10 protein-coding genes are annotated in these 13749 nt (G+C 67.4%); all 10 read right to left on the bottom strand.

Annotation, left to right across the window (positions count from 1 at the left end):
- Window positions 1–70: 70 nt before the first annotated feature.
- Window positions 71–2506: an alpha-N-acetylglucosaminidase gene (locus ACCQ04_RS03715; protein ID WP_226426827.1), complete on the bottom strand. Its 2436-nt coding sequence runs from the start codon at window positions 2504–2506 to the stop codon at window positions 71–73.
- The gene (galA, locus tag ACCQ04_RS03710) at window positions 2503–5397 is read right to left on the bottom strand and encodes a beta-galactosidase GalA (RefSeq protein ID WP_226426828.1); all 2895 of its coding nucleotides are present in this window, start codon (window positions 5395–5397) and stop codon (window positions 2503–2505) included. Before galA ends, ACCQ04_RS03715 begins: the two co-directional genes overlap by 4 nt.
- Window positions 5398–5562: 165 nt before the next feature.
- Window positions 5563–8271 (bottom strand): TonB-dependent receptor, encoded by a 2709-nt coding sequence (locus tag ACCQ04_RS03705; protein ID WP_226426829.1) that lies wholly within the window; start codon window positions 8269–8271, stop codon window positions 5563–5565.
- A gap of 724 nt (window positions 8272–8995) precedes the next feature.
- The gene (gspN, locus tag ACCQ04_RS03700; RefSeq protein ID WP_372358770.1) at window positions 8996–9679 is read right to left on the bottom strand and encodes a type II secretion system protein N; all 684 of its coding nucleotides are present in this window, start codon (window positions 9677–9679) and stop codon (window positions 8996–8998) included.
- Window positions 9680–9711: 32 nt separating this feature from the next.
- On the bottom strand, window positions 9712–10188 hold the full coding sequence (locus ACCQ04_RS03695; protein WP_226426830.1) for a type II secretion system protein M: 477 nt from the start codon (window positions 10186–10188) through the stop codon (window positions 9712–9714).
- Complete coding sequence (gspL, locus tag ACCQ04_RS03690; RefSeq protein WP_226426831.1) at window positions 10185–11273, bottom strand: type II secretion system protein GspL; 1089 nt, start codon at window positions 11271–11273, stop codon at window positions 10185–10187. Before gspL ends, ACCQ04_RS03695 begins: the two co-directional genes overlap by 4 nt.
- Window positions 11270–12262, bottom strand: a complete 993-nt coding sequence (gene gspK, locus ACCQ04_RS03685; RefSeq protein WP_226426832.1) for a type II secretion system minor pseudopilin GspK — start codon at window positions 12260–12262, stop codon at window positions 11270–11272. Before gspK ends, gspL begins: the two co-directional genes overlap by 4 nt.
- Entirely contained in the window at window positions 12259–12882 is a 624-nt protein-coding gene (gene gspJ, locus ACCQ04_RS03680; RefSeq protein ID WP_104609280.1) for a type II secretion system minor pseudopilin GspJ, read from the bottom strand. Before gspJ ends, gspK begins: the two co-directional genes overlap by 4 nt.
- Window positions 12879–13259 carry a type II secretion system minor pseudopilin GspI gene (gene gspI / locus ACCQ04_RS03675; protein ID WP_184551420.1) on the bottom strand — a complete coding sequence of 127 codons (381 nt, stop codon included), beginning with the start codon at window positions 13257–13259 and terminating at the stop codon, window positions 12879–12881. Before gspI ends, gspJ begins: the two co-directional genes overlap by 4 nt.
- Entirely contained in the window at window positions 13243–13725 is a 483-nt protein-coding gene (locus ACCQ04_RS03670) for a GspH/FimT family pseudopilin (protein WP_054591900.1), read from the bottom strand. The genes gspI and ACCQ04_RS03670 overlap by 17 nt, the downstream gene beginning before the upstream one ends.
- Window positions 13726–13749 lie beyond the last annotated feature (24 nt).

The raw sequence follows: 13749 nt of genomic DNA, 5'->3' as shown, positions 1-13749 counted from the left end.
CCCGTGGCGAGTGTCGCTGCTTCGGTACGGAAGCGCTCATGGAGGGCCGCGATGTGCAATATGGATCTGCTCATTGGGCAGTACCTTGCGTGGTGCCGCGAATGGCACCGTGCGCCATGCCGTGCACGTCGCCTTGGGCAATGCCTTGCGTTGCACTGTGCGTACTGCCTTGCACATTGCGTTGCATGGCACGTTGCAAACCATCATGCGCGTCCACCTGCGCCAGCAAGCCGCGCAGCAAGGTCAGTGGGTCGCGGGGTGGCTGTCGCTTCGGCACTTCGTCCTGCGCGGCCCATTGGCGCTCCCACGTGGTAAGCTGCGCGTTGACTGCCGCTGCGTCGAACGGTGTGCCCGCCTTGCGTGCCGCACGGTATGCGCCGAGAAAGCGCGTCCAGCGCTGCAGATAGAAATCCGCGTACATGCCCTGCCATGCCTTGGACGCGTAATCGGCCAGATTGCCGTCGCCGCCCCAGATGCTGACCTGCGCACGCGCATTGCCGACATAGGCACGACGCAGTGCGGCATCGTTGCCGGCGGCTGCGGCGGCCTGGCCGGTCCAGTCGGCCAGGGTTTCGTGCTGGCCGCCGACCAGTACATCCAGCCCCTGCACCAGTTGCGTGGTGCGCGCCAGCAGCGCATCGCCGCGTGCGAACTCGCCGGCGTCGTAGGCCTGCACCACCGCCTGCAATTGACGGTCGGCGTGCAGGCTCAGGTAATGCCGTGCGTCTTCGATCAGGTCGTAACGGTACAGCGGTGCGTCGGCATAGCGGTCGGCCTGCTGCAGCAACGCGTCGATGGCGCGGCGCAGGCGTTGCGGATCGCCGGGGCGGTCGTCGAAGCCAACGATGTCGGCGGTTGGCCGCTTGAACAGCAGATACGCGCCGGCGCGCTTGTTCCACCAGCGCGGCGACCAGTAGCGGGTCTGGTAGATGCCCGCTTCCAGATCCGACCAGGCCTGCAGCAAGGCCGCATCGCTGCGGCCGTAGCGCGCGCGGGTGTATTGCGTGAGCCATTGCGACCAGGATTGCTGCGGGCCCTCCCAGGCCAGCGCGTAGAGATAGTCGTAAACCACCGAGTTGCTGTGCAGCCCTTCCGGAAACACGCCAAAGCCGCGCAGGTTGCGTTTGTCCGGATCGGCCAGCAAGGCCTGCAGATCGTGTCGATAGAACGCGAAGTCGCCGTACAACGGATTGCTGGCGCCGTAGTTGTGAACGTAGCCATAGATCCACTGCTTGTTGTCGAAGGCCTGCGCCGCCTTCCAGGTGCCGGGATAGCGGTCGTTGCCGATGTCCAGCACCATCAATCGCGCGTCGGGTACCTTGCCGAGAAACGCGGCGATCGCCTGCGGTTGCCAGAACTCGCGGTCGGCACCGAACAGCCAGCCCTGCATCACCCAGGTGGCCTGCGGATTGACCTGCGCGATGGAGCGATACAAGGCCTGCCCGTACTCGGCCAGGCGTGCATCGCGTTGCGCCGCCGGCACGGCCTTGGCACGTGCCGCATCAGAGTTGGCGATGCTGTCGCCGTACTTGGCGGCGGCCACGTCGCTGCCGTCGTCGGCCACCGGCGGCAGCATCTCGTTGAAGGCGTCGGCCAGATAGAACTCGCCTGCGCCATAGGCCTGCGTGTACAGCTCCAGGAACCGGCGCGCGACCTGGGCGAACAACGGATCGCGTGGATCCAGCCAGTAGGTTTCGTGGAAGCCTTCCCAGGCGCGCATGCGGTAGATGCGCGCGTTGGGATGCGCCTGCGCGAATGCCTTGGGCACGTAGCCGGCAAACGCCGGCAGCACCGGTTGCATGCCCAGCTCGCGCATGCGGGTGAGGATCTGCGTCTGCAGCACGCGCTTGCTGTCGATCCATTGCTGCGGCAACGGTGCGCGATAACCTTCGATATTGCCCATGCGCTGCCACGGGGTGAATGCGGGGCCGGAGAAATACTCCGCCAGCGCGTCATCGCCCACGTCGAACTCGCGCCACAGCGCCTGCCAGATCGCCTCCTGCCCTTCCATCGCCAGCGGCATGTCGATGCCGTGCAACGCCATCCAGTCGATCTCGCGCTGCCAGCGCGGCCAGTCCCAGAACGGCGTGGTGTAGCCGTAGGTGCAGGTGTTGAGATAGGCGCGATGCGCAAACGGCGTGCGCACCTGGCCGCTGCTGTAGGCCGGCCATTGCGCCGGCAGCGCCACGCGGTCGCCTTCCCAGCTCATCGAGGCTGCACCGGCCTGGCCCAGATAAGCGTAGGCGCCACGCGCCAAGGCCACCTGCGAGGAGCCGGCAATGCGCACCGTGTCGCCGCCGGCATCGATGCGATACCAGTCCGCGCCGTCGCCGCGCGGTGCCACGCGCATCTCGAACTGGGTGGCGCGTGCGCCAATCAGGCGTTGCAGCACCGCCTGTGCGGGCGGTGTAGCCAGCACGGTGAGGGGAACGGCGAGCAAGGCGCCCAGCACTGTGCCGGCGAACAGCCGCGCGGGCGCGGACGGGAAAAACGATGAGGTAATCATGGCGAGTTCCGATACTGCACGGTGACGACGTCGTGGAATCCAAACGGTTGATCCGCAGCGACCTGCAGGATCACCGCCAGCGTGCGCGCGCCGGTCGCGGGTGCAAGCGCCAACTTGATCGGTGTGCCGGCCGCCGCCTGCGTCACTGCACGGCCATCCAGAAACACCTGCGCCGGCCCGCTGAGGCGGCCCAGGTCGAGCATGCCGCCGTGGGCCTGCACGCCCTGCCACGGCGTGAACCGGGTGCGGTACAACACGTAGCCGGCGCGTTCGGGCGCAGTTTCCAGGGTGCCGGGCAACGTGTTGCTCCAGCTGTTGTTGTCGTTGGGGCGGCGCGAGAGATCCGGTGCCGGCGGCTGCGCGAAGGCGGCGGTGTGGCGCCAGCTCTCGACCACCATCACCGGCGCCACGATCGGCACCGTGGCTGGCAGCGGCACCGCCACGCACGCGATCTCGATCACCGCATCGCGCACGCCTGCGCTGCGCGCCTGCAGCCGCAACACGCCTGCGCCACGCCCGGCCTGCACGATCGCCTGCGCCAGCCCGTTGAACAGGGCCACTTGCACGCCCTGATCGGCGGCGTGTGCATTCGGGTCGCCATTGCCAACCCCCAGCAAGCGGCCGCCGCTGATCTGCAGCGTCAGCATTGCATTGCAATCGGGCACGTGGCGACCTTGCGCATCCACCGCTTCCAATGTCACCGGCTGCGCATCGCGGCCATCGCCGCGCAGCTGGGGGCGGTCGGGCGTGAGCCGCAGCGCAACCGCTGCGCCGGTGGTTTCCACCCGCGTACGCGCCACCTCGCGGCCGTCGCGCCAGGCCACCGCTTCGAGCACACCCGGCGCATAGGCCACCTGCCACTGATTCATCTGCGCGCGATCCACCGCCTGTTTGCCCAGCGAGCGGCCATTGAGCCACAGCTCCACCTGCATGGCATTGCAGAACGCCATCACCTTGATCGGCCGGCCCTCGCGACCGGGCCAGTTCCAGTGCGGCAACAGGTGCAGCACCGGCGCGTCGTCGATCCACAGCGCGCGGCGCAACCAGTAGGCCCCCTTGGCAAATCCGCATTGATCCATGATGCCGAAGAACGCGCCCACCGACGGCCATTCGAACGGCGTGGGTTCGCCGCGATAATCGAAGCCGGTCCAGACGAAGCTGCCGGCGACGAACGGGCGTTCGGCAATCAGCTGCCAGGCGCGGCGGTGGGTATTGCCCCAGTCCGCGGCCAGGCTGTCGTCTTCGGCCACCACGTGCGCGTCCAGGTCGGTGAACCACGCGCCGCGGGTTTGGAACGCGCTGGTGTCCTCGCTGGACAGCATCGGCGTGCGCGGCCGCGCCGCATGCACGCGGTCGTAGTTGAACTGGCGGTAGTTGAAGCCGAGCACGTCCACCACATCGGCCGCGCCACGGGTGGCGAACATGCCGTCGTTCATGCCGGCGGTGATCGGGCGGCTGTCGTCGAGCGCGCGCACGGCGCTGGCAGCGCGCGCCATGATCGCGTAACCGGTGGCGGTGCCCTGCAGCGGCTCCTCGTTGAGCAGCGACCACAGGAACACGCTGGGATGGTTGCGCTGGCGCCGCACCATGTTCTGCAGCAGCGCCACATACTCGGGTGCGGGATTGAACAGCCTGTTCTCGGCCATCACCAGCATGCCGAGCCGGTCGCAGGCCTGCAGCAGTTCCGGTGCCACCGCGTGATGCAGGCGGATGGCATTGCAGCCCATCGACTTCAAGCGCTGCAGGCGAAACGCGTGCAAGGCATCGGGCAGCGCCACACCGACGCCGGCATGGTCCTGATGCAGGCATACGCCCTTGATCTTGAGCGGGCGGCCATTGAGGAAGAAGCCGTGGTCGGCATCGAAGCGCAGGCTGCGAAAGCCGATCTCGCACTCGGCACGGTCGCTGCGGCCGTCCGCGCCACGCACGCTGGCCTGCACCCGATACAGCACCGGCGTGTCCACGCTCCAGCGCTGCGGTTGCGGCACCGACATGCTGATGGCCGCCTGCACGGTACCGAATGCAGCCACGCGCAGTTGCGTCTCGCCACTCGCCACGACAACACCGTCTGGGTCGCGCAGCGCCACATCCACCCACGCCTCGGCAGGCTGTTCGCCGCTGTTGACCAGGTCCAGTTGCACCGGCAGCTGCCAGAGATCGCCCGGGCCTTCGCGCGGCACCGCCGCCAGGCCATCGCCGGCGATATGCAAGGGCGCACGCAGCACCAGCCAGGTGTGCCGGTAGATGCCGCCGCCTTCGTACCACCAGCCGTCCATCGCCTCGGCATCGACGCGGATGGCGATGCTGTTCACGGCATTGCCGTAGCGCGCGACCGGCGTGAGATCGATGACCAGCCCGTTGTAGCCGCTCCAGCTGCGCGCCATCAGCATGCCGTTGACCCACACGGTGGCATGGCTGGCGATGCCGTCCAGACGCAGTTCCACCGCCTGGCCGCGCACGGACTCGTCCAGCCGTAGCGTGCGCCGGTACCAGGCAATGCCGCGCGGGCGATAGCCCTGCGCGATGTTGGCGTCGGCGCGCACCGCCTGCTCCACCACGAAGTCGTGCGGCAGTTGCAGCTGTCGCCAGCCGGTGTCGTCGTAGTCCGGCGCCGCTGCGCCCCAGGCGCGGCCGGCCTTGGCGTTGTCGTAAGTCTCGTCCTGCGCCAGCAGGCGCGGCGGCGGCAGATCGCCGGCATGAAAACGCCAGCCCTCGTCCAGGTCCAGCCACTGGCCTGCGCCATCGGTGCCCGCTGGCGGTGGCGCGGGACGCGGCGTGCCGCCACTGCCCGCGCGTGTCGCTACAGCGTTCGCCGCGCCAGGCAGCAGCGCCGGCACGCCAAGCAGCGACGAGGCGCAGACGCTGCCGGCAAGGAACTCACGCCTGCGCATGATGGCGCCCGCCAGCCTGCACCGCAGGCGCGCTCCGTGACGCATGCCGCGCATCCACGCGCGCAGCCACTGCAGGGCATGCATCCATCATGCCTGCGGCGCTGCCTGTGCTGCTGGCTGCCACCCGCAGCGATGCCTGCCGGCGCAGTGCTCGCTGGCCCGGCATCACAGCATGTCCCACTGCATCGACAAGTAGTAACTGCGACCGGTGACGCCGGTCATCTGCCAGCGGCTGGCGATGTCCTTGTAGGCCTGCTCGGTGCGGTTGGTGAGATTCAAGCCACCGAGCTGGAAGCTCAGCCTGTCGTTGACCTGGTAGCCGAGCACCGCATCCAGTTGGGTGCGCGCCTTCATGGTGTGGCCTTCGCGCGCGAAGAAGCTGTCGCTGCTGTCCTGTTCGTACTCGCTGCGATGGTTGAGCGAAACGCGCGCCGAATAATGCGCGCTCTCCCAGTACGCGGTGGCGTTCCAGGTCTGCTCGGACAGGTTGCGGATCTGGAAATCGGTATCGCGTTGCGGAATCACCCGGGTGAAGTTGGTGGTCACCCCGAAGCCGTCGATCGGCAGCCAGGCATCCAGCGATTGCGTCCAGCCCAGTTCGTAACCGCGGATCTTGACCTTGCTCGGGTCGTTGGTGGTGGCGGTGATCTCGTAGATATCGCCGCCACTGTCCACGCAGTCGCCGGCCGCATTGCTGGACAGCGCGGTGCCGTTGAAGGCGGCCGGGCAGACGATGCTGTTGAAGGTGCCGTTCTTGATGTTCTTCCAGAAACCAGCCACGGTCAGCGCGCCACCGTTGCCGTAGTACCACTCCAGGCTCAGGTCGGCCTGGTCGGCGGTCAGTGCCTTCAGATCGGTCTGGCCCTGGGTGACGACATAGGTGGTGGTGCCGCCGGTATTGGTGCCTGTGGAGATGGTCGAGGCGATGGCGGTGTTGCTGTCCAGGATCGGCCGCACCAGCACCTTGGCGGCGGCGAAGCGCAGCAGCAGGTCGTCGCGCATGTCCAGCACCAGATTCAGGCTGGGCAGCCAGTTGGAATACTCGTATGGCGCGCGCGCGGTGCCGATCACCACATTGGCATCGTCGCTGGCGGCCTGCGCCTGGGTCAGGTAGGTGTCGGTGGTGCGCTTGGTGTTTTCGTAGCGCAGGCCAAAGTTGCCGCGCAGACGCATGCTGCCGATGTCGGTGTCGATGCGCGCCATCGCATAGGCCGAGGAAATGTCGTTCTCGATGCTGTAGCTGCTCTGCGGTGCGAACAGCACCGGCACGCTGATGCCGGCCGCCGCCAGCGAGCGTGCGTAGGCCGCGATGTCCGGGGTGACCCAGCTGTCCTGCGAGGCCAGCTGCCCGTCGAGGAAGTTGCTCACCGTGCTGTTGGCGGCCGACAGCTCCGGGAACATGTCGAAGCCCGACACCGCACCGGTCCTGAGCAGGTACAGGAAGTCACGCCGGCGCACGTCGCGCTCGAAGGTTTCGCGGCGGTACTTGGCACCGAAGCGCACCGCATTCAACGCACCCAGCTCCAGATACCGTTCGGCATCCAGCTGCAGCGACCATTCCTTGTTGCTGAGCGACTGGATGGAACCGTTGGGGTACTCGCTACGCACCAGATTGCGCTTGTCCCAGGCGCTGGCATCGGTGGCGTCGGCATCGGTGGTCAGCGAGATCGCGTCGGGATTGGAGGTATCCAGCAGCGTCGCCGAGGGGATCCGACCCAGGATCGCGGCGCGTTCGTTCTCGTCGGTCTTGCCCTGGGTGTAATTGGCCGCGCCACTGAGCGTCCAGGCATCGCCCTTCCATTTGAAGTCGTAGGTGAGCAACTGTGTGGACAGATCGTGTTGTTCGATCTGGCGGTTGTTCTCCAGCCAGTAGTCCGATGCCGACACCTGCGTGGCGGTCAACCCGTTGGTCTGCAGCACCGTCAGCGGAGTGCGCTCGAACGAGTACACCAGCTGGTTCATGTCGTTGGCGGTCTTGTCCTGCGAATACAGCGCAGTGAGGTTCATCTCCAGCTGGTCGTTGGGCTTCCACTGCAGACCGCCATTGAACATCTTGCGCGTGGTCTCGCGCTCGATCGAGCGATAGCGCGGACGACGCGGGATGTACAAGGTGCCGGCGTCGGTGTCCTGCGTGTACCAGCGGTCGATCCACAGATAATCGGCGCGGTCCTTGAGCTTCTGGTAGCCGGCACTGAGGAACACGCCCAGATCGCCACCGCCGAACTTGAACTGGTCGATATAGGTCAGCACGCCCTTGGGCGTGGGCGAGCCACCGGCGAACTCTGCATATTGGGTCTTGGCCGAGAACAGCAACTTGGTCTGCTGGTAGTCCAGCGGTTTGGTGGTGTTGATGTTGACCGTGCCGGACAGGCCACCGGCATCCATGTCCGCCGACGGCGACTTGATCACCTCGATCCCGGCGGCCACTTCCGGCTGGATGATGTCGTAGCGGAACCCGTCGGTGAAGTCGGCGCTCTTGATCACCTGGCCGTTGATGGTGGTGGCCGAATACTGCGGGCCCAGACCACGCACGCTGATGGTGGAGCCGCGCCCGTTGATGGTGGAGATCTGCACGCCGGGGATGCGCTGGATCGCCTCGGCGATGTTCTCGGCAGGAAACTTGCCGATGTCCTGTGCAGAGATGCCATCGGTCATGCGCACATCGTCGCGCTTGTTGTCCATCGCGGTGATCAGGCTCTTCTGGTACGAGCTGGTGACCTTGACGGTATCGAGCTGGGAGATCTGCGCCGATGCCGGCGGCGGCGATTGTTGCGTCTGCGCACTGGCACCGCAGGCAAGCAGCGACAGCGCGATGGCGACGGACAGCGAGGAGGGCGAACAACAACGCAACGAGGCACGCGGGACAGGTGACATGGGAGATCCTGAGGTGGAATGGCTGGACGACGACGCGGCTGGCATTCCGATCGATCAGCAAAGACAGATCACGACGCTGGGCAACCCACCCACACGCGCACAGGCCACCAGTTCCGGACGTGCGGAACCGCCTGCGATCTGTTGTCTGCGAGCACCCCGTACGGCCCCCCGTGGGTGCCGATGCCGCCTCCCTCCCAGGACGGACATCGCATGCCATTGCTGATCAACGGCCCTGACTGGCAAATACCAATTCAGTGGATTTGATTCTTATGGTCTTTAAAAGATCGTGTCAACAGTCACTGCCGAAAGTGTTTGACCGGCGGCTGCGAACGCATCTGAGCCCTGCTTTTCAAGACCTTCGACGGTGCACAAAGGATCATTTGGGTGCGTGGCGGGCATCGTTGTCACAGGACCAGTCGCTGACCAATCCCCGGTAACCAGACCAATTCCGGCGGGTCCGGAATGTGTGGGCCGCAGCGCAAGCGTTGCGGGCTGGATCACACTCCATACCGCACGCTCCCGTGTATCGGAAGCAGCACTTCTGCCTTATCGAAGCAACCCAGCAACTGGCGCAATGACTACGCAGGGTCCTACGCCGACAACGTTGTCAACGGATCAATGAACTGTGCCTTCGCAGCGGCCGCGATGAAGACACCAGCCTCCGGGCATGCACGCTAATGGTGCAGGCGACAGATTTCTCGCCGCGCCGCGCGTAACAGCAGTCCTAGCGCAATTGCCCCTGGTCGATGCGCAACAAGCTGCGCTCCGGAGTGGCGGCGAAGCCCAGCAACTGCAGGCCCACACCCAACACTGCGTCCTGCCCCGGATCGATGCGTGACTGCAATTGCCAACGCCCATCGCGCCACACTTGCAGCTGTGCATCGGCCTGCACGCCGGCAGGCAACGGTGCATCGGGCAGCAGGCTCAGCACGGCGCTGTCGTCCATGCACCGCGGCTGCCCGGACAAGCGCAACGGCGGCAGACCGGGCAGCTCGCCCGCCCCGCTCGCCAGCAGTTGCAGGCCGACCCGCCCACCTGCCTGCACGCAGCCGGTGGCATCGAACAGCAGATCCACCTGCTGCAGCTCCACCGCCAGATCGATCAAGGCCATGCCCGCCGGCTGGCGCAACAGCAGCTGGCCCTGCGCATCGCCGATACCGTGTTGCGCGCCATCCACCAGCAGCAGTTGCAGCTGCGGGGCCTGCAGGTGCACCTGGCGCTGTCCACGCAACAGCGGCCAGATGCGCGGCCGCACCATGACATCGCCGAAAGCGATGCCTTGCCATTGCACCTGCCGCAAGGTGCCTGCCCATACCGGCCCCTCCACATCCAGCGCCGAGAACGGCAAGCCCTCGCGTGGCAATACCAGGCGCAGGGGCAGCCATGCCAGCAGCGCAATGCCCACCATCAACAGAAAGACCAGGGTCCAACGCAGGCGCGTCACTGTGCAGGCTCCGCAAACCCGCAGCGTACCCGCAGTTGGCCCTGGTCGCGCACGATGCTCAGCTGCGTCGGCGCCACGCCATGCGCCTGGCGCAGCCGCTCTAGCCAGCCGAACAAGCTGGCGGCGCTGACCGCATCGATCTGCACGTCCACCCCGCCCGCTGCGTTGCGCTGCTGGGCGGTGATGCCGACACCGGCATCGCGTGCGCTGCTTGCGATGAGCTCGTTCAGTGCCGCCGCACCAGGAGCAGCCGCGCGCCTGCTCGCCGATGCCTGCGCAGATGCGTCGAGCACCAGCTGCGCCGCAGCGGCATAGCGCGCCTGCGCCTGGGCACGCCAGTGCCGCAACGGGGTGTAGAGCGCGTACCAGGCGACGAACGCGGCTACGGCGGCGCACATCACGCCCAGCATCAGCCGCTCGCGCGGCGCACGTGCCTGCCACCATTGCATGCCGCGTTGCACAGGTGCAGTCATCGCAATGGCTCCAGCACGAACGGCGTTCGCAGGCGATCGTCCTCGCCCTGGCTGCTGCCGGGCTGCAGTTGCCACCCCTCCCCGGCCAGCCGCGTGGACAACTGTTGCAGGCTGGCGCCATCGGCATGCAGCAGGGTGCCGCGCAGCGGCTGTGTGGCGTGGTAGTCGATCTGATCCAGTTCCGCCGCCGGCATGGCATCGACCGCTGCGAACAAGTCGCCGAGCTGCATGGCCAGGCGATCGGCCGCTGCCCCGGTGTGCCGGCGTGCCTGCAGCGCGGCCGGCACCGCCGCTGCATCGCGCACGCCCAACTGCGCGGCGGCGCGCGATTGCAGCAGGCGCGCGCCGATTTCGTAGCGCAGTGTCTGCGCCAGCACCAGCACCAGCGGCGACAGCAGTACCAGTGCGGCCAGCGCCGCAAGACGGCGCGCAGTGACCGTGCGCGCAGCAGCCGGCCTCGCAGCGAACGCGTGTTGCAGCAGGTTGATCGGTGCGCGCGTGGCGCCTTGCGCAAGGCAGGCAATGGCGTGCGCGGTGTCGTGCGCTGGTGGCTGTGCTGGCGCGCGCTCGCGCAGCAGCATGCGCGCAGCCTCCGGCTCCAGGCTGCAGGCCAGGCCTGCGCCGCGAATCAGCCAGCGACCGTCCCAGTCCACCACTGCCGCCGCAGCGTCCGCGCCGGGCTCCAGCAACAGGCAATCGGGCACCACCGCATCGGGGACGACGCCCAGCTGTGCTGCGCGCGCCAACCACTGCTGCATCGTTGCGCCATCCACCGCAGCGGCCAGGCGCGTGCCATCGGCCTCGTTGCGATCGGCGATCACCACATGCAGGGCCGGCGTCTCCACCGCCAGATGTTCGGCCAGTTGCAGGCGCGCGGCCGCGACCGACTGCGCGATGCTGCGGCCGGGCAGGCTCAGCCAGCGCAGATGCACATCCACGCCCGGCACCACCAGCACTGTGCGTGCGGACGGTTCATACGGCGCGCTGGCCACACGCTGCGACAGCACCTGGCCATGCGCGTCCACACGCACGGTGATCGCGTGCGCGGTGGCATCGGCGGGCAGCAACAGCAAGGTGGTACTCATTCGTCGGAACTCCATTGGCGCGCCACCAGCCGCACGCGCCCGGCAGGATCCTGCTGCAGCAAGGCGTCCAGCACGACCTGCGCGCCTGCATGGTCGACCTGGCTGTAGAGGGAAAAATAACGGGTGCGTAATTCGATCTGTTCCAGCACTGCATTGGAAAGCTCGGCCTGGATCAGCGCTGGCTGGCTCAGGAAGGTTTTGACGTCGCGCCATCCGCCGGCCGGCCGCGCGGCGATGACGCGGCGCGCGGCCGGCAATTCCAGGGCGCCTCCGGTCAGCGCCACCAGCACCGGCGCATCCTGCAGACGCAACGTATTGATGTTGACCGGCGACAGCCGCGCCTCCGGCAGTGCGCACACGTGCGGCCGCAGCTGCGCGATCACCTGCGGCGTGTAGCCGGCGATGGCACGCAGCTCGCTGACGCCCGCCAGCAGGGTCGCCCCGCTGCGCAACGGCACTGCCGCTTGCAGGTAGCGATCGTCTTCGGCGCCCTGCGCACCGGGCTGGCTATCGCTGTCGATCCAGTCCACCAGCGCATCGGTCAGCGCCTGCGCCTGTTGCGGTGCGATGCCCAGCACCTCCAGCAAGGCGCGGTACTGCGCTGCGCCGTCGTCGCTGCGCTGCCATTGCTCGGGCGCACCGGCGACCACGCTGTTGAGATTGAAGCAGCCGCCGCGGTCGCGCAGCCGCACGCTCACTGCGCCGTCGTCCAGCGGGAAGGTCACCGGTTGATCGTTCCAGCCACCCTCCAGCGTGGTGCGCATCGGGTCGCGCCTGGCCAGTGCCTGCAGGCGTTGCCGGGCGATGGTTTCGGTGCCCAACGCATACCACTGCGCCTGCGTCATTGCCTCGCCGTTGCCGCTGCGGCGCAGGCCAAAGCGCAGATCGTCCAGCACTGCGACCATCAGCAACGTCATCACCGCCACCAGCAACAGCACCGTCAGCAGTGCGACACCACGTTGCTGCCTGCATGCGTTCAAGGCCTTCATCCGCGCCCCTCCGGCAGCAGGAACAACTGGCGCACGCGGCCCCATTGCTCCAGGTCCAGCTCCAGCGAGATCGCATCCGGCAGTGCGTCGAGCCCGCCGCTCCAGCCATCGCTCCACTGCGCGCGATAATGGAACCCGACCACCGCCGAGCGCACCCCACGCAACACCACCTGCGGCGGACCGGCGACTGCACCGTCGAGTGCGGGGCGTGCACTGCGCTCCAGGCGTCCATCGACCACCCGGTATTCCACGTATTGCAGCGACGCGCGCGGCGCCTGATCCGGGTTGCTCCAGCCGCGTCGCACAAAACCGAACAGCGGCCCCGGCACACCGGGCGGGCTGGCGACGAACGCGGTGCGTGCAGCGCCGCCCTCGCTGTTGCGCGTGCGCCGCACTGCGGCCTGCTGCAGGTCGCTGCGCAACAGGCCATGTGCAAGCTGGAACTCGCGGACCTGCTGCAAACGTGCACGCACCGCATCGCGCTGGTCGATGCTCTGGCGCATCACCACCACCGCGGCGACCGCTACCAGCGCGAACACCGCCAGGGCGACCAGCAGTTCGATCAAGGTAAAGCCTGCGCTGCCACAACTGCCCGCTGCGCTGCGAGGTGCACGCATCATTCGGCGCTCCGCAAGACGCTGAGGCTGGCGATTTCCTGCGCCTGCGCTGCGGCGCGCACCTGCACCTGGATGCGCACGATGCCGGTACTGCCGGCTGGCATCGACGTACGCCGCCAGTCCCAGCTGCGTCCGCCCAGCATTTCCTGCCCGTTCGCCGGCGCCACTGCTGCGGCGGTGGGCGCCAGCATCGCGTCGATCGCCTGATTCTCCGCAACCACCGCAGCCAGGGCGCGCTCTTCCAGCACCACCGCGGTGCGCGTGCTTTCGCCGGACAGGTTCAGCAGGCCAACCACGGCCATGCCGAAGATCGCCAGCGCGACCATCAGTTCGAGCAGCGAAAACCCGGCGCAGGCATGGGGATCACTGCAGGGGCGCATCGACCCGTACCACGCCGGCGGCGTCCACCACCACCTGCAGCTGCTGCTGGCCGTCGGCCAGCGCGATGCGTTGCGGCGTGGCCGCACCGGTGGGATCGAAGCGCACGCTCAACTGCGTCCCGCCCACCGGCAACTGCGTCTGCACGCCGGCAGGCCAGCGCATCGCGGCGAACGGTTTTTCATCCAGCGGCACCCAGCGTTGCTGCGCCTGGCGGCGGAACCTGTAGCCACCTGCATCCACGGTCACCTCGACCATGCGCAGGCTCAGGATGGCTTCGTCGCGTGCATGCAGCAAGGCACTGGCCAATGCATCGGCCTGGTCGTGCAGGTCGCGTCGCGTATCGGGCAAGGTCAGCACCACCAAGGTGCTGGCGAGCGCGGTGATCACCAGGACGGCGAGCAGTTCGAGCAGGGTGAAGCCGCGCGCCTGCGCCCGCGACGCACATGCCCGTGCTTGCCTTGCCATGGCCGTTTGCGCGAGCACTGTTGC

Origin of the sequence: Xanthomonas sp. NCPPB 2866, assembly GCF_041475745.2 — a bacterium.
Lineage (GTDB): Bacteria > Pseudomonadota > Gammaproteobacteria > Xanthomonadales > Xanthomonadaceae > Xanthomonas > Xanthomonas arboricola.
Note: the sequence above shows the minus strand (reverse complement) of the source record. Positions and strands in the feature narration are given on the sequence as shown.

What these genes read in the sequence shown, in the direction of transcription:
- gspL (WP_226426831.1), bottom strand. Translation starts at nt 11,273, where the DNA reads ATGAGTACCACCTTGCTGTTGCTGCCCGCCGATGCCACCGCGCACGCG.
- galA (WP_226426828.1), bottom strand. Translation starts at nt 5,397, where the DNA reads ATGCGCAGGCGTGAGTTCCTTGCCGGCAGCGTCTGCGCCTCGTCGCTG.
- ACCQ04_RS03695 (WP_226426830.1), bottom strand. Translation starts at nt 10,188, where the DNA reads ATGACTGCACCTGTGCAACGCGGCATGCAATGGTGGCAGGCACGTGCG.
- gspI (WP_184551420.1), bottom strand. Translation starts at nt 13,259, where the DNA reads ATGCGCCCCTGCAGTGATCCCCATGCCTGCGCCGGGTTTTCGCTGCTC.
- gspN (WP_372358770.1), bottom strand. Translation starts at nt 9,679, where the DNA reads ATGGTGGGCATTGCGCTGCTGGCATGGCTGCCCCTGCGCCTGGTATTG.
- ACCQ04_RS03715 (WP_226426827.1), bottom strand. Translation starts at nt 2,506, where the DNA reads ATGATTACCTCATCGTTTTTCCCGTCCGCGCCCGCGCGGCTGTTCGCC.
- gspJ (WP_104609280.1), bottom strand. Translation starts at nt 12,882, where the DNA reads ATGATGCGTGCACCTCGCAGCGCAGCGGGCAGTTGTGGCAGCGCAGGC.
- gspK (WP_226426832.1), bottom strand. Translation starts at nt 12,262, where the DNA reads ATGAAGGCCTTGAACGCATGCAGGCAGCAACGTGGTGTCGCACTGCTG.
- ACCQ04_RS03705 (WP_226426829.1), bottom strand. Translation starts at nt 8,271, where the DNA reads ATGTCACCTGTCCCGCGTGCCTCGTTGCGTTGTTGTTCGCCCTCCTCG.
- ACCQ04_RS03670 (WP_054591900.1), bottom strand. Translation starts at nt 13,725, where the DNA reads ATGGCAAGGCAAGCACGGGCATGTGCGTCGCGGGCGCAGGCGCGCGGC.